Source organism: Flavobacterium lipolyticum (genome assembly GCF_020905335.1).
Taxonomy (GTDB): domain Bacteria; phylum Bacteroidota; class Bacteroidia; order Flavobacteriales; family Flavobacteriaceae; genus Flavobacterium; species Flavobacterium lipolyticum.
The window spans coordinates 2,286,914-2,301,880 of the sequence record NZ_JAJJMN010000001.1 but is presented as its reverse complement, the minus strand read 5'-3'; the positions used below and the strand labels follow the sequence as shown (position 1 = coordinate 2,301,880).

At 35.7% G+C, this 14,967-nt stretch carries 12 protein-coding genes; 10 read left to right on the top strand and 2 right to left on the bottom strand.

Annotated elements, in window-relative coordinates; all coding sequences use genetic code 11:
- The first annotated feature begins 188 nt into the window (after nt 1-188).
- From LNQ34_RS10210 to LNQ34_RS10180, 7 genes are all read left to right on the top strand, one after another.
- Nucleotides 189-2,492 carry a glycoside hydrolase family 65 protein gene (locus tag LNQ34_RS10210; RefSeq protein WP_202702878.1) on the top strand — a complete coding sequence of 768 codons (2,304 nt, stop codon included), beginning with the start codon at nt 189-191 and terminating at the stop codon, nt 2,490-2,492.
- A 26-nt stretch (nt 2,493-2,518) separates the two neighbouring features.
- Nucleotides 2,519-4,633, top strand: a complete 2,115-nt coding sequence (locus LNQ34_RS10205) for a glycoside hydrolase family 97 protein (RefSeq protein WP_202702877.1) — start codon at nt 2,519-2,521, stop codon at nt 4,631-4,633.
- A gap of 368 nt (nt 4,634-5,001) precedes the next feature.
- On the top strand, nt 5,002-6,861 hold the full coding sequence (locus LNQ34_RS10200) for a glycoside hydrolase family 13 protein (protein ID WP_229999552.1): 1,860 nt from the start codon (nt 5,002-5,004) through the stop codon (nt 6,859-6,861).
- A 303-nt stretch (nt 6,862-7,164) separates the two neighbouring features.
- Nucleotides 7,165-7,851: a glycerophosphodiester phosphodiesterase gene (locus LNQ34_RS10195; RefSeq protein ID WP_229999550.1), complete on the top strand. Its 687-nt coding sequence runs from the start codon at nt 7,165-7,167 to the stop codon at nt 7,849-7,851.
- A gap of 84 nt (nt 7,852-7,935) precedes the next feature.
- The gene (locus tag LNQ34_RS10190) at nt 7,936-9,144 is read left to right on the top strand and encodes a BaiN/RdsA family NAD(P)/FAD-dependent oxidoreductase (RefSeq protein ID WP_202702874.1); all 1,209 of its coding nucleotides are present in this window, start codon (nt 7,936-7,938) and stop codon (nt 9,142-9,144) included.
- 179 nt (nt 9,145-9,323) lie between these two features.
- Complete coding sequence (locus LNQ34_RS10185; RefSeq protein ID WP_229999549.1) at nt 9,324-10,046, top strand: hypothetical protein; 723 nt, start codon at nt 9,324-9,326, stop codon at nt 10,044-10,046.
- A 22-nt stretch (nt 10,047-10,068) separates the two neighbouring features.
- Nucleotides 10,069-10,818 (top strand): hypothetical protein, encoded by a 750-nt coding sequence (locus LNQ34_RS10180; RefSeq protein WP_229999547.1) that lies wholly within the window; start codon nt 10,069-10,071, stop codon nt 10,816-10,818.
- Here the strand turns inward: LNQ34_RS10180 and LNQ34_RS10175 are convergent.
- On the bottom strand, nt 10,815-11,813 hold the full coding sequence (locus LNQ34_RS10175; protein WP_229999545.1) for a tetratricopeptide repeat protein: 999 nt from the start codon (nt 11,811-11,813) through the stop codon (nt 10,815-10,817). The two genes, LNQ34_RS10180 and LNQ34_RS10175, sit on opposite strands and share 4 nt — an antisense overlap.
- 64 nt (nt 11,814-11,877) lie before the next feature.
- Nucleotides 11,878-12,351, bottom strand: coding sequence for a TspO/MBR family protein (locus tag LNQ34_RS10170; RefSeq protein WP_229999543.1), 474 nt, complete (start codon nt 12,349-12,351; stop codon nt 11,878-11,880).
- A 156-nt stretch (nt 12,352-12,507) separates the two neighbouring features.
- On the opposite strand from LNQ34_RS10170, the gene LNQ34_RS10165 reads away from it, so the two are divergent.
- The 3 genes from LNQ34_RS10165 to LNQ34_RS10155 are packed head-to-tail and all read left to right on the top strand — an operon-like array spanning nt 12,508 to nt 14,950.
- Entirely contained in the window at nt 12,508-13,602 is a 1,095-nt protein-coding gene (locus LNQ34_RS10165) for a diphosphomevalonate decarboxylase (protein ID WP_229999542.1), read from the top strand.
- 28 nt (nt 13,603-13,630) lie between these two features.
- Nucleotides 13,631-13,981, top strand: a complete 351-nt coding sequence (locus tag LNQ34_RS10160; RefSeq protein ID WP_229999541.1) for a four helix bundle protein — start codon at nt 13,631-13,633, stop codon at nt 13,979-13,981.
- 30 nt (nt 13,982-14,011) lie between these two features.
- A complete protein-coding gene (locus LNQ34_RS10155) occupies nt 14,012-14,950 on the top strand; it encodes a mevalonate kinase family protein (RefSeq protein WP_202702866.1) in 939 nt (312 codons plus the stop codon).
- Nucleotides 14,951-14,967 lie beyond the last annotated feature (17 nt).

The following is a 14,967-nucleotide window of genomic DNA, read 5'->3' as shown; positions in this document are numbered from 1 at the left end:
TAATAGTAGCAACATTATCTAATTGACCTTCAATTGAATTTAAGAAAATCATCAATCAAAAACTAAAACAGTAATTAATTGGCCATTAGACGTATAAAAATTAAATATTGCAGTCAAAAAAAGATCTAATTCCCTAATTGACATCTTATCTAATTATCTAATTGCCCAATTATCTAATTAAGAAAAAAATGAATCAAGATTACATTAAACCAGACAATTGGTCCATCATCGAAGAAGGCTTTGACGCTGAGAGAGTAAAATCATCAGAAAGTCTTTTTAGCATCGGAAACGGTGCTATGGGACAACGCGCCAATTTTGAAGAAACTTATTCGGGTGAAACTTTTCAGGGAAGCTACATTGCCGGAATCTATTATCCGGACAAAACTAAAGTAGGCTGGTGGAAAAACGGATACCCTAAATACTTCGCCAAAGTATTAAACGCTCCAAACTGGATTGGAATTGACATTCAGATCAACGAAGAAAACCTGGATTTGCACCATTGTACTGCTGTGAAAAATTTTCGCAGAGAATTGAACATGAAAGAAGGCTGGTACAATCGTTCTTTTGAAGCGACTTTAAAAAACGGAACCGAAATTGCCGTAAACATTCGTCGTTTTCTTTCTTTAGATCTGGATGAAACCGGAATCATCAAATACGAGATCACCCCTTTAAACAAAGATGCCAAAATTGTTTACAAACCTTATATCGATGCAGGAGTTACCAATGAAGATGCCAACTGGGACGAAAAATTCTGGGAACCTCTTGAAGTTAAAAAAGGAGCAAATGAAGCTTTTGTAACGGCGCAGACTTTTAAAACGCATTTTAAAGTAACCACTTTTATGCACAATACGATTTTTGCCAACGGAGAAAATGTAAACATTTCGCCGTCAACAATCGATTCAACTGCCGATAAAATTCAGTTTACTTACGGTACCATTATCGCAAAAGGACAAACCTCATCAATCCAAAAAATTGGTGGTTATACCGTTTCTTTGAACCATGAAAACACACTGACTGCAGCCGAAAAATGTATTAAAACTGCCGTTGCTCTTGGTTATGACACTTTACTTCAGAATCAAATTGAGGCCTGGAGTAAAATCTGGGAAATGTCAGACATTACCATTGACGGAGACGTAAAAGCACAACAGGGAATCCGTTTTAATATTTTTCAGTTAAATCAGACTTACTTAGGGAAAGACAGCCGTTTGAATATCGGACCAAAAGGTTTCACCGGAGAAAAATATGGCGGATCTACCTATTGGGATACTGAGGCTTATTGCATTCCGTTTTACATGGCCACGAAAGATCAGCAGGTTGCCCGCAATTTGTTGACCTACCGTTTCAACCAATTGGACAAAGCAATTGAAAACGCCAAAGACAATTTAGGTTTTAAAAACGGTGCCGCTTTGTATCCAATGGTAACCATGAATGGCGAAGAATGTCACAACGAATGGGAAATCACACACGAGGAAATCCACAGAAACGGAGCTATTGCTTTTGCCATTTACAATTACCACCGTTTTACCGGAGACTACTCTTATATTCCTGAAAAAGGTTTAGAAGTACTCATTGGAATTGCGCGTTTTTGGCACCAAAGAGCTTCTTTCTCTAAAGCCAAAAATCAATATGTGATTCTGGGAGTTACAGGTCCAAACGAATACGAAAACAATATCAACAATAATTTCTACACCAATTATATTGCAAAATGGTGTATTGATTATGCCGAAGAACAAATTAACAAAGTGGCTGCCGAATATCCTGCAGATCATCAGAGAATTATGGAAAAAGTAGCTCTTTCTTCTGCTGAAATTCTGGAATGGAAAAAAGTCGCCGGTAACATGTATTTCCCAACTTCAGAAGAATTAGGCATCTACTTGCAGCAAGACGGATTCTTAGACAAAGAATTAATTCCGGTAAAAGACTTAGACCGTTCTCAGCGTCCTATTAATCAAAAGTGGTCCTGGGATCGTGTATTGCGCTCGCCATATATCAAACAAGCCGATGTTTTACAGTGTTTTTATTTCTTCGAAGATCATTTTTCTAAAGAAGAATTAAAACGTAATTTTGAGTTCTACGAATCCTTTACGGTTCATGAAAGCTCGCTGTCGCCTTGTGTTCACTCTATTCAGGCTGCTGTTTTAGACAAAATGGACATGGCCTATACCTTCTATTTAAGAACCTCCCGCTTGGATCTCGATGATTATAACAAAGAAGTTGAAGAAGGCTGTCATATTACCTCAATGGCCGGAACATGGATGAGTATCGTGGAAGGTTTTGGCGGAATGCGTGTGAAAAACGATCAGCTTCATTTTTCGCCAAAAATCCCAAAAGAATGGAACGGTTATTCTTTTAAAATTAATTTCAGAAATCAAATTTTAAAAGTAGCTGTAAATCATAATGGAACAACTTTTACGGTAGACGGTGATCAGGATTTAACCCTTGTAGTTAATGGAGATCCGGTAACCGCAGAAAAATTGTTTCAAACCAATTAATACAACACACTTAAAAACTTAACAACATGAAAAACTTATTTTTCGCAAGTTTAATCCTGTTTGCTTTCAGTTCAATAGCAAAAGCACAACAATTAAAATCACCCGAAGGAAAGTTCGTAATGGAGTTTTTGCTTCAAAACGACGGAACTCCAGTTTACAATCTGAAATACAAAAACAAAGAGGTTGTAAAAACCAGTAAATTAGGTCTTGAACTAAAAGATGATAAAAAATCTTTACTGAATGATTTTACAGTTGTTGATACCAAAACAAGCACTTTTGACGAAAACTGGAAACCGGTTTGGGGAGAAGTAGATCAGATCAGAAACCATTACAATGAACTGGCTGTAACTTTAAATCAAAAAGGAACAGAAAGACAAATCGTAATCCGTTTCCGTTTGTTTGATGACGGTTTAGGATTTCGATATGAGTTCCCGACTCAAAAAAACCTTACCTATTTTGTAATTAAGGAAGAAAGAACCCAATTTGCAATGGCGGGCGACCATACTGCATTCTGGATTCCGGGAGATTATGACACTCAGGAATACGATTACACCAAATCGAAATTATCTGAAATCAGAGGTTTATCTCAAAAAGCATATACTGCCAACGTATCACAGAAATCTTTTTCTCCAACAGGAGTGCAGACTTCTTTGATGCTAAAAACAGCTGATGGTATTTACATTAACTTACATGAAGCCGCTTTGATTAACTATTCTTGCATGCACCTGAATTTAGATGATAAAAACATGATTTTTCAATCGTGGTTAACACCGGATGCAAAAGGAAACAAAGGATACATGCAGGCACCAAGTCATTCACCTTGGAGAACGATTATGGTAAGCGATGATGCGAGAGAAATCTTGGCTTCAAAAATGACTTTAAACTTAAACGATCCGTCAAAAATTGATGATACTTCTTGGATTAAACCTGTAAAATATATTGGGGTTTGGTGGGAGATGATTACAGGGAAAAGTTCTTGGTCGTACACCAATGATTTTCCAACCGTACAATTGGGTGTTTCTGATTTCTCAAAAGCAAAACCAAACGGAACACACGGAGCGAATAATGCTAATGTAAAAAAATACATTGATTTTGCTGCTGCAAATGGCTTCGATGCTGTTTTGGTTGAAGGATGGAACGAGGGCTGGGAAGACTGGTTTGGACACTCTAAAGATTATGTTTTTGATTTTGTAACACCTTACCCTGATTTTGACGTAAAAGGTTTACAGCAATACGCAAAATCAAAAGGAGTGAAAATCATCATGCACCATGAAACGTCAGGTTCAGTTCGTAATTACGAGCGCCATATGGACAAGGCCTACCAGTTCATGAAAGACAACGGATACGATGCTGTAAAAAGCGGTTATGTTGGAGACATCCTGCCTCGTGGTGAAAACCATTACGACCAGTGGATTGTAAACCACTACCAATATGCCATTGAAAAAGCAGCCGATTATAAAATTATGGTGAATGCTCACGAAGCCGTTCGTCCAACCGGAATTTGCAGAACCTACCCGAACTTAATTGGAAATGAAGCGGCAAGAGGAACAGAATACCAGGCTTTTGGAGGTTCTAAACCAAACCACGTAACCGTTTTACCATTTACACGTTTGATTGGAGGCCCAATGGATTACACTCCGGGAATCTTCGAAATGGATATCAGTAAAATGAATCCGGATAACAAATCGCATGTAAACAGTACACTGGCAAACCAATTGGCATTATACGTTACCATGTACAGCCCGTTGCAAATGGCTGCTGATACTCCTGAAAACTACAACCGTTTTCCGGATGCCTTTCAATTCATTAAAGATGTGGCCGTAGACTGGTCTGAAAGTAAATATATCGAAGCTGAGCCGGGTGATTTTATCACGGTTGCCCGTAAAGCAAAAGGAACCAATAACTGGTTCGTTGGAAACGTAAACGGAGAAACTGCCCGTACCTCAAACATTGATTTCAGTTTTCTTGAAAAAGGAAAAAAATACACAGCAACAATTTATGCTGATGCAAAAGAGGCGCATTACAAAACCAACCCACAAGCTTACACCATCAAGAAAATTGCGGTGACCAATAAATCAAAATTATCTCAGTTGTCTGCTCCTGGCGGCGGTTATGCGATCAGCATTATCGAAACGAAGTAATTTTTAAAGTCAAGTGATTTCCCCCAGAATTACTTGTCTTTTTTTTTAATCAACATCTTTTTGTTACATCGAACGAATTGTCTCATCTCGACTCCGCTCGATGTGACATCGAGATAGTTGTCTCGTCGAACGAATTGTCTCATATCGACTCCGCTCGATGTGACATCGAGATAGTTGTCTCCTCGAACGAATTGTCTCATCTCGACTCCGCTCGATGTGACATCGAGATAGTTGTCTCCTCGAGCGAATTGTCTCATCTCGACTCCGCTCGATGTGACATCGAGCTAGTTGTCTCGTCGAACGAATTGTCTCATCGAGCGGATACTGAAAATCGCTCGAACTCACACTAAGAATAACTACCTATTACTATGAAAAACAAAAAAACATCACCCATATATAAATTAGTTCTAATAATTTTGTTGTTTTCCGCTTCCGCGCAAGCACAAATCCAAAAAACAGAACCTCCATTTTGGTATGCCGGCATGAAAAATCCGGAATTGCAGATTATGTTCTACGGAAAAGACATTTCACAATACGAAACTTCTGTTTCCAACAATGCTGTGATTAAAAGCGTAGAAAAAACAGAAAATCCGAACTATCTTTTTGTGACCATCGATACACAAAACCTAAAAGCTTCAGAATTGGTTTTCTCCTTCAAAACCAAAAACAAAGTCGCTTTTACGCAAAAATACACCCTTAAAGAAAGACGAACCAACTCGGCAGATCGAAAAAGTTACGATGCATCAGATGTAATGTATCTTATCATGCCGGATCGTTTTGCCAACGGAAACCCAAAAAACGACAGCAATGCCGCTTTAACCGAAAAAGGGAACCGTCAGGATCCAAGTGGCCGTCATGGCGGAGACATCGAAGGAATCATTAAAAACCTGGATTATATTTCGTCTCTTGGTGCAACTACTATCTGGAGCACACCCCTTTGCGAAGACAACGACAAACAGCACTCGTACCATACTTATGCACAATCTGACGTTTACAAAATAGATCCGCGTTACGGAACTAATGAAGATTACGCCCGTTTATCTGCAGAAATGCACAAAAGAAACATGAAACTGGTAATGGATTATGTGACCAATCACTGGGGGATTACGCATTGGATGATGAAAGATATTCCAACCAAAACCTGGTTCAATCAATTCGAAACTTTTACACAAACGCACCACAGACGTGAAGTGATTACCGATATTCACGCTTCAAAAATAGATAAGGAAGTATGTATCGATGGCTGGTTTGTACCTTCAATGCCCGACCTGAACTTAAGAAATCCTCTTGTCGCCAAATACCTGACTCAAAATGCGATCTGGTGGATTGAATATGCCAATCTTGACGGATTAAGAGTTGACACTTACAATTACTCTGATCAAACCGCAATGGCCAATTGGGCAAAAGCAGTGACGAACGAATATCCTAATTTCAATATCGTTGGAGAAATATGGATGCACAATCAGGCGAACTTAGCTTATTGGCAAAAAGACAGTAAAATTGGAGCGATCGAAAATTACAATTCCAATTTACCAAGTGTGATGGATTTTACGCTTCAAAGCCAGATTAGCCTGGCTTTCAACGAAAATGAACCAAGCAAGGATAATGGATTGATTAAATTCTACAACAATTTTGCAATGGATTATTTGTACCCAGACACCAATAATATTTTAGTTTTTGCCGAAAATCATGACACAGACCGTATCAATCATAATTTTAAATATGATTTAGCAAAATACAAACTAACAATGACTTTATTGGCTACCGTACGTGGAATTCCACAAGTCTATTACGGTTCCGAAATTGGAATGGGCGGTGACAAAAGCAAAGGCGACGCCGATATTCGTCAGGATTTCCCGGGTGGATGGGCTGGCGATAAAAACAATGCTTTCACCAAAGAAGGCAGAACAGCTGAACAGGCTGCTTACTTTGATTTTACCTCTAAATTATTCAACTGGAGAAAATCAAACGAAGCCGTTCATTTTGGAAAGATGACACATTACATTCCGGAAAACAATACCTATGTGTATTTCAGATATACAGATGCTAAAACGGTAATGGTTGTTTTCAATAACAATGCAAAAGAGCAAGCTATAAAAACCAATCGCTTTAAAGAAAACATCAAAACTTTTAAAACAGGTAAAGACGTAATTACAGGAAAAACATTCAATTTAACGTCTGAAATTACTTTGGAACCAAAATCCGCTTTGGTTTTAGAATTGGAATAGATATTTTATTGCAACAAAGTTTTTCTGCCACGAATTCACGAATTATTTTTGATAATCTTTGAGAACAAAAATTCGTGAATTCGTGGCTATTTAATTTTTAGTAAATTCCTTGTCCACCTTGCCCAAAACTTTGCGCCCTTTGCGGTTAGAAAAAATACTGCATTTACCGCAAAGATTCACAAAGTTTTTTAGCCACAGATTAAAGGATTATCCAGATTTTTTAAAATCATTCTAATCCTTTAATCTGTGGCTATTATTTTTCCTTTGCACCTTTGTACCTTTGCACCTCTGAACCTTCACGAAATGAACAAAATGCTAAAAATAGCTCATAGAGGTGCAAAAGCATACGAACCTGAAAATACTTTACAAGCTTTTCAGAAAGCCTTAGACCTAAATTCAGACGGAATTGAACTTGACGTTCACCTTAGTGCTGACGATCATATAATTGTAATGCACGATGAAACGATAGACAGAACAACTAACGGAAAAGGTTTTGTTAATACTTTTTCTTTAGGTGATTTAAAATCGTTTCTGATTGATGAGAAGTATCAAATCCCTACTTTAAATGAGGTTTTTGATTTAGTTGACAAAAAATGTCTGATCAATATCGAATTAAAAGGTTTAGGAACTCCCAAAAAAGTTGTCACATTAATTGAACATTATATCTCAGAAAAAAACTGGAACTACAATCATTTTATTGTTTCAAGTTTCGATTGGAATATGCTACAGGAAACATCCAATTTAAATCAAAAAATTCCGATTGGTGTTTTAACAGAAGAAGATCCTGATACTGCTTTGGCTTTCGCCGAAACCATAAAAGCAAAAGCCATCCATCCTGATTTTCATTTATTGACTTCGGAAAATGTAAGCAAAATACAGCAAAAAGGATTTCTCGTTCTGCCCTGGACCGTTAATACGGAAGAAGACATTCAAAAAGTAAAAAGTTATAAAGTAGATGGAATAATCTCTGATTGTCCGGATAAAATATAAGTTAAAAAATAGCCACGCATTCACGAATTTTTATTCTTTGAGATTAAAAAAAATAATTCGCGAATTCGTGACAAATAAAAAAATATGACTCAAAATTTCGACATAATCATCGTTGGCGGAGGTGCTGCAGGTTTTTTCACAGCGATTAATATTGCAGAGAAAAATCCTAAACTAAAAATTGCCATTTTAGAACGAGGAAAAGAAGTACTTTCTAAAGTTCGTGTTTCAGGTGGGGGAAGATGTAACGTAACGCATGCCTGCTTTGAACCCAATGAATTGGTTAAATTTTATCCGCGTGGCGAAAAAGAACTTCGCGGTCCTTTTCATCAGTTTTGTTCGGGAGATACCATCGAATGGTTCGAAAAACATGGTGTTGAGCTTAAAATCGAAGAAGATGGCAGAATGTTTCCTGTTTCCAATTCCTCACAAACCATTATCGATTGTTTCTTAAAAGCAACCGAAAAACTAGGCATAAAGGTACTCACGGGGCAAAGCGTACAATCGATTTTTAAAAAAGAAGATTGTTGGAAAATTGATACCCAAAATGAAAATTTCGCTGCCGAAAAATTAGTAATGGCTACCGGAAGCAATCCTAAAATCTGGGAAATGCTGCAAACACAAGGACATGCAATTGTAAGTCCGGTTCCCTCCTTGTTTACTTTCAACATCAAAGACCCTAGAATCAAAGAATTACCCGGAGTTGCAGCACAAGTCACTGTAACCGTAAAAGATACCAAACTCGAGTCGACGGGACCTTTGTTAATCACACATTGGGGAATGAGCGGTCCCGCGGTTCTGAAACTGTCTGCCTGGGGCGCCAGAATTCTTCACAACAAAAACTATCAGTTTACTATTTACGTTAATTGGTTAAATGATGTTGACACCGAAGATGCTGAAAAAATACTAAAAGATCTAAAACAGGAGCATGCCAAAAAAACCGTCTCGAAAAAATCTCCTTTCGATTTTCCAAATCGTTTATGGGAAAGTTTAGTTCTGGCTTCAGGCATTGACACCGAAACCAAATGGGCCGATTTGTCTAAAAATCAATTGCAACAGCTCGCTTCACAACTTACGAAAGCAACATTTCAGGTCAACGGAAAAAGTACTTTTAAAGAAGAATTTGTTACAGCAGGTGGAATCGATTTAAAAGAAATCAACTTCAAAACCATGGAAAGCAAACTACATGAAAACCTCTATTTTGCTGGCGAAATTGTTAATATTGATGCCATTACAGGAGGATTTAATTTTCAAAATGCCTGGACAAGCGGGTTTATTTTGGCGAATGCTATTTAAAATAGTGTACAGTCGCAGTTTGCAGTCACAGTTAATCTGAGACTGAAAACTGAAAACTGAGACTGCAAACTGAGACTGGGACTGAAAACTGCCATTAATCAATTAACAAGATTTTACATATTTACTAAGTTTTCGTTAAGACTATTCTAATAATTTTACTTTCAACTAAATACCATTAAATGAAAGTAAAACTACTTACCACAATTTCTTTTTTCACTTATCAACTTTCTATTTCTCAAACTGAAAAACTTCTAAAAGGAAAAGTACAATCCGAAACAATCTTACTTAAAAATATAGAAGTAATCAATAAAACTGCACAAACCAGTACAACAACAAATCATTTAGGAGAGTTTTCCATACTTGCAAAAGCCCAAGACAGCCTTATTTTTTTCTCTAAAAACTTTTTGTTCAAAAGAATAAAGCTTACTGCCAAAGAAATAGAAAGCAATATGATCATTATTAACATGATCCCAATAACCGAAGAATTAGATAATATTGTTATCATAAACAACAAACTTCCCAAAATCACTTATAGTGTAGAAGCTGCAAACCAAGTCAAAAACGACAAACAGGCCAATGACTTAATTCAACGCTACCTGAATATTAATGACGGAAGAATCAAAAATGCGCTTAACTACAATATAGCCCTTCCAACTAAGAAAAAGAAAAAGATTGAAAATGACGAGCGCTTTAAAAAACTGGTCGCTGCTTCCTGTCCTCCCGGATTTTTTACCAACGATTTAAAGCTAAAACCTGAAGAAAAAGAAATTTTCATTAAATTCTGCGATGTTGATCCGAAATCTAAAATGCTTTTACAAGATCCAAATATACTGACCACAATGGATTTTCTATATATCAAAAATATCGAATTCCAGAAACTGAAAACAGACCCTAAAAATTAAAAAAGATTACAAAACGTCTCAAATGAAAGTAAAACTACTTACCACCATTTCCTTTTTCACCTATCAGCTCTCTGTTTCACAATCAGAAAAAGTACTTCATGGAAAAGTGATGTCCAATAACAATCCGCTAAATAAAGTAGAAGTCATTAACAAAACAGGCCAAACAAGTACGAGGACCAATAATTTGGGAGAGTTTTCAATTTTAGTCAAAAGCCGGGATAGTTTACTGTTTTTTTCCAAAGATTATTTTTTCACCAGGCTAAAAATAACCCAAGAACACATCGATCAGAACAACATCACCGTAAATATGATTATAAAACCGGAAGAATTAAACGAAGTCGTTATTACCAATATCAAATTTGACCGGGTAAAAACCTCTCAGCAAAATATAGACGATATAAAATTGGCAAAAGATGCTGGCTCTTTAGAAAAATATACTGGTGTTTACAACGGAACTATTACAAACGGGACTGATTTTGCAAGACTTGGCAAAGATTTAGTTAGTTTATTTAAAACAGAAGATGATAAACCTGTCAAAACTAAAACTCCGAAAACTGATTTCAAAAAACTCGTAGCAGCATCAATTCCCGATGATTTTTTTATCAAAAATTTAAACTTAAAACCAGAAGAGAAAGAGCTGTTTATTGAATTTTGTGATGCTGATCCCAGATCTAAAAACCTTTTGGAAAACAGCAACATTCTAATTACAATGGATTTCATGTATGCCAAAAATGAGATGTTCAAAAAGCTAAAAACGGAGAGTCAGAACTAAGCATCCGTTTTTGAATCATTCAGAAAAATGTAATCTCTTAAACTCTTCCATTTAGTATAAAAAACGGCCAAAGCAATTATTAAAATTGCCAAAACAATTGATAGAATAATTAACAGTATTTCGATTTGATTTACATAATCTCTATCGATCCCATTCATTTTATCTCTTAAATCATGATTTGCATCATAAAGTCTTAAATTTCGATCCTCACAATAATCAATCTCGAATTTGTAGCAATATTGCAGCCTTTTATTAATCAATTCATCATCTAATCCATACTCTTTTGCTTGTTCATATATTTCAATTGCTGTTTTATTCTTCTCAATTATTTTGACAATATTAGCCAATTCGAAAAGCAAGATCGAAATTATTCTGTCCTTTGGTTTTAGAAAGGTTATTCGTTCATTCAACTGATAATAAATAGATTTACTTAATCTCTCTAATTCAGATTTTGACAAATTACTTTTAGGGATTTCATCTGTACCAAAACTTGTACCTATTAAAAATTCCCCCGAAACATTGTTTAAATTCTTAATCTTAGTCTCTAATATTTTCAAATGTATCCATTCTGATCCTTCATGAGATTCGGAATTAATCTGAATTGACTTCTTAATCCAATCATAAGCTTTCTCATTTTCTCCCATTAATTCGTAAAGCGTTCCAAGATTCGATGCTGTAGAATATCGATTTGGCTTAATCTTTTCAATACTTAGATATAATTTTAATGCTTCCTCATACTTTTTTAAAACAATTAAAACATACCCTTTATCAGACAAATAATCTATATCCTTTGTCTTTTTATAAATACTATCCAGTTCAAAAAGCAACTGGGAAGAAACTCCTGCGTCAAAATTATGACCATGAGGAACAATTCCTTTATAATCAATGTAAATTAAATATCCGTTTTTTAATGTTTTCGTTTCACCATTCAAGCAGGCAAAACACTTAAATGAGATTAAAAACAAAACTACTAGGGAGAGCTTAAATTTATTCATAAAGCAGATTTATCATAGAATTAACTTGAAACAAAAAAAGCTTGTAACCTGAAACTATAACCTATCAATTCAACCACCAGATACTGGCATTTAAAACTGCAGCAAATGCTACCCAAACCATATACGGAATCAATAAATATCCGGCAATTTTATTGATTTTAACGAATTTCAAATACGTTTCATAAATCATCAGCCATAAAAGTACAATTTCGATTAGGGCTAGCATTGGGTTCTTTAATTCGAAGAACAAGTAAGACCAGATCGCGTTTAACGTCAGCTGAATTATGAAGAAACCTAAGGCCATTTTCACCGTCTCTTTCTGCTCTTTTATTTTATCCCAAACCAGTCCTGCTGCAACCGCCATCAAAATATAAAGCAGTGTCCAAACCGGCATAAAAATCCAATTAGGCGGATTAAAAGGAGGTTTTATAAGAGTAGGATACCATGTTTCAACACTTGGTCTTGTCACTATACTTGCAGAATACCCTACCATTAAACAAATAACTAATGCAATTGCAATTTTGGCTGCCTTGTTCATTTTACTATGATTTTTCACCAAAAATAATCAAAAAGAAGGCGTAAATCCTATAACTGCCCTTCAGTTTGTTATTAGTTGGTGCTTGACTTACATTTTCCAACAGAACTTATATGACGCAATATTTTAAAAACTATCTTTGCCAAAATTTTATAGTTCATGTTTACAGCAGCTGATTTTATTCCTAATACTTATACTTCATCCATCGAAAAAGGAAATTTTGAATGGAGCGCACCCAGCAATATTGCGTTAGTAAAATACTGGGGGAAAAAAGACAATCAGATTCCGGCAAATCCTTCAGTAAGTTTTACCCTTAAAAATTGTAAAACGATTACTAAGCTTGCTTTTTCGAAAAGAGAAAGTTCTCCCGCAAGTAATTTCTCGTTTGATTTACTTTTTGAAGGAAAACCAAAAGAAGACTTCAAACCAAAAATTCAAAAGTTTCTGGAACGAATTGAAATCTATTTACCTTTTCTGAAAGAGTATCATTTTACTATCGATACTCAAAATACCTTTCCACACAGTTCAGGAATTGCTTCATCGGCTTCTGGAATGGCAGCTTTAGCAATGAACTTTATGAGTTTAGAGAAAGTATTAAATCCTGAAATGACAGAAGGCTATTTTTACCAGAAAGCTTCTTTTTTAGCCCGTTTGGGATCCGGAAGTGCCTGCAGAAGTGTAAAAGGAAATCTGGTAGCTTGGGGAAATCAGGCAAATATTAAAGGAAGTTCGGATTTATATGGGGTTGAATTCCCTTATACCGTTCACGAAAATTTCAACAACTATCAGGATACCATTTTACTGGTTGATAAAGGTGAAAAACAAGTTTCCAGTACTGTTGGACATGATTTAATGCACAATCATCCCTATGCCGAAAGACGTTTTGCTCAGGCACATGAAAATCTGGATCAGTTAATTACCATTTTTGAAAGCGGTAATCTGAACGAATTTATAAAAGTAGTTGAAAGTGAAGCATTGACATTACATGCCATGATGATGACTTCTATGCCCTACTATATTTTAATGAAACCGAACACCTTGCAAATCATTAATGCCATCTGGAAGTTCCGAAATGAGACTCAGATTCCGGTTTGCTTTACACTTGATGCCGGAGCAAATGTTCATGTTCTCTATCCCGAAAACGTTAGCGATAAAGTGCTACAATTTATTCAGGACGAATTAGTTGTATTTTGTCAGAATGGTCAGTACATTTGCGACGAAATTGGAGATGGTGCTTTATTAATTGATAATTAACAATTGTCAATTAATAATTAGTAACTTTATGGAAAAGAAAAACGTTATAAAAGATAAGTCCTTTGCTTTTGCAATTGAAATTGTAAATCTTTACAAAACTCTAAGCGAGAAAAAAGAATTTGTATTATCTAAACAAATGTTGCGTGCAGGAACATCGATTGGTGCAAATGTAAGAGAATCTGAACATGCCCAAAGTAAAGCAGATTTTATTCATAAGTTGTCTATTTCATTAAAAGAAGCAAACGAAACAGAATATTGGTTAGATTTGCTGTATGAAACAAAATATCTTTCTGATATCGAATTTCAAAATATTAAACCTAAAATCAGTGAGTTATTAAGATTACTTACGAGTATCCTAAAAACTTCTAAAAACATATAATTATCAATTGTTAATTATTCATTTTCAATTATGAAAGGACCCTTATTTTACTCAAAAATATTACTCTTTGGAGAATACGGAATCATCCGCGACTCTAAAGGACTTTCTATTCCTTATAATTTTTACAACGGTGCTTTGAAAAAAACCGAAGAACCTTCGGCAGAAGCAATGGCATCCAACGCAAGCTTAAAACGTTTTGCAGCTTATCTTGAAACTTTACAAACAGAACAGCCGGATTTGGTTGCTTTTGATTTGACGGCTTTAAAGAATGATGTAGAAACCGGAATGTATTTCGATTCCAGTATTCCACAAGGATACGGAGTGGGAAGCAGTGGTGCACTTGTTGCTGCAATTTATGACAAATATGCTACTCATAAGATCACCGTTTTAGAAAATCTGACTCGCGAAAAACTATTACAATTAAAGAATATTTTCGCTCAAATGGAAAGTTTCTTCCACGGAAAAAGCTCTGGTTTAGATCCTTTAAACAGTTATTTAAGCATTCCTATTTTAATCAATTCGAAAGATAACATTGAAGCAACCGGAATTCCAACTCAGAGTTTTGATGGAAAAGGGGCTGTATTTTTATTAGATTCAGGAATTGTAGGCGAAACCGCTCCGATGGTTAACATTTTCATGGAAAGCCTGAAAGACAAAGGCTTCCGTACTATGCTTAAAAATCAGTTTGTAAAATATACCGATGCTTGTGTAGAAAACTTTTTACATGGTGACATGAAATCGTTGTTTACCAATACTAAAAAGCTATCAAAAGTCGTTCTAAACAACTTCAAACCAATGATTCCGGAACAATTTCATGGGATCTGGCAAAACGGAATTGATACGAACGACTACTATCTGAAACTTTGCGGTTCAGGAGGAGGCGGTTATATTCTGGGCTTTACCGAGGATTTGGAACGTGCCAAAGCATCTTTAAAAGATTATAAATTAGAAGTCGTTTATCAATTCTAAATCCTGTCTTTTAAAAC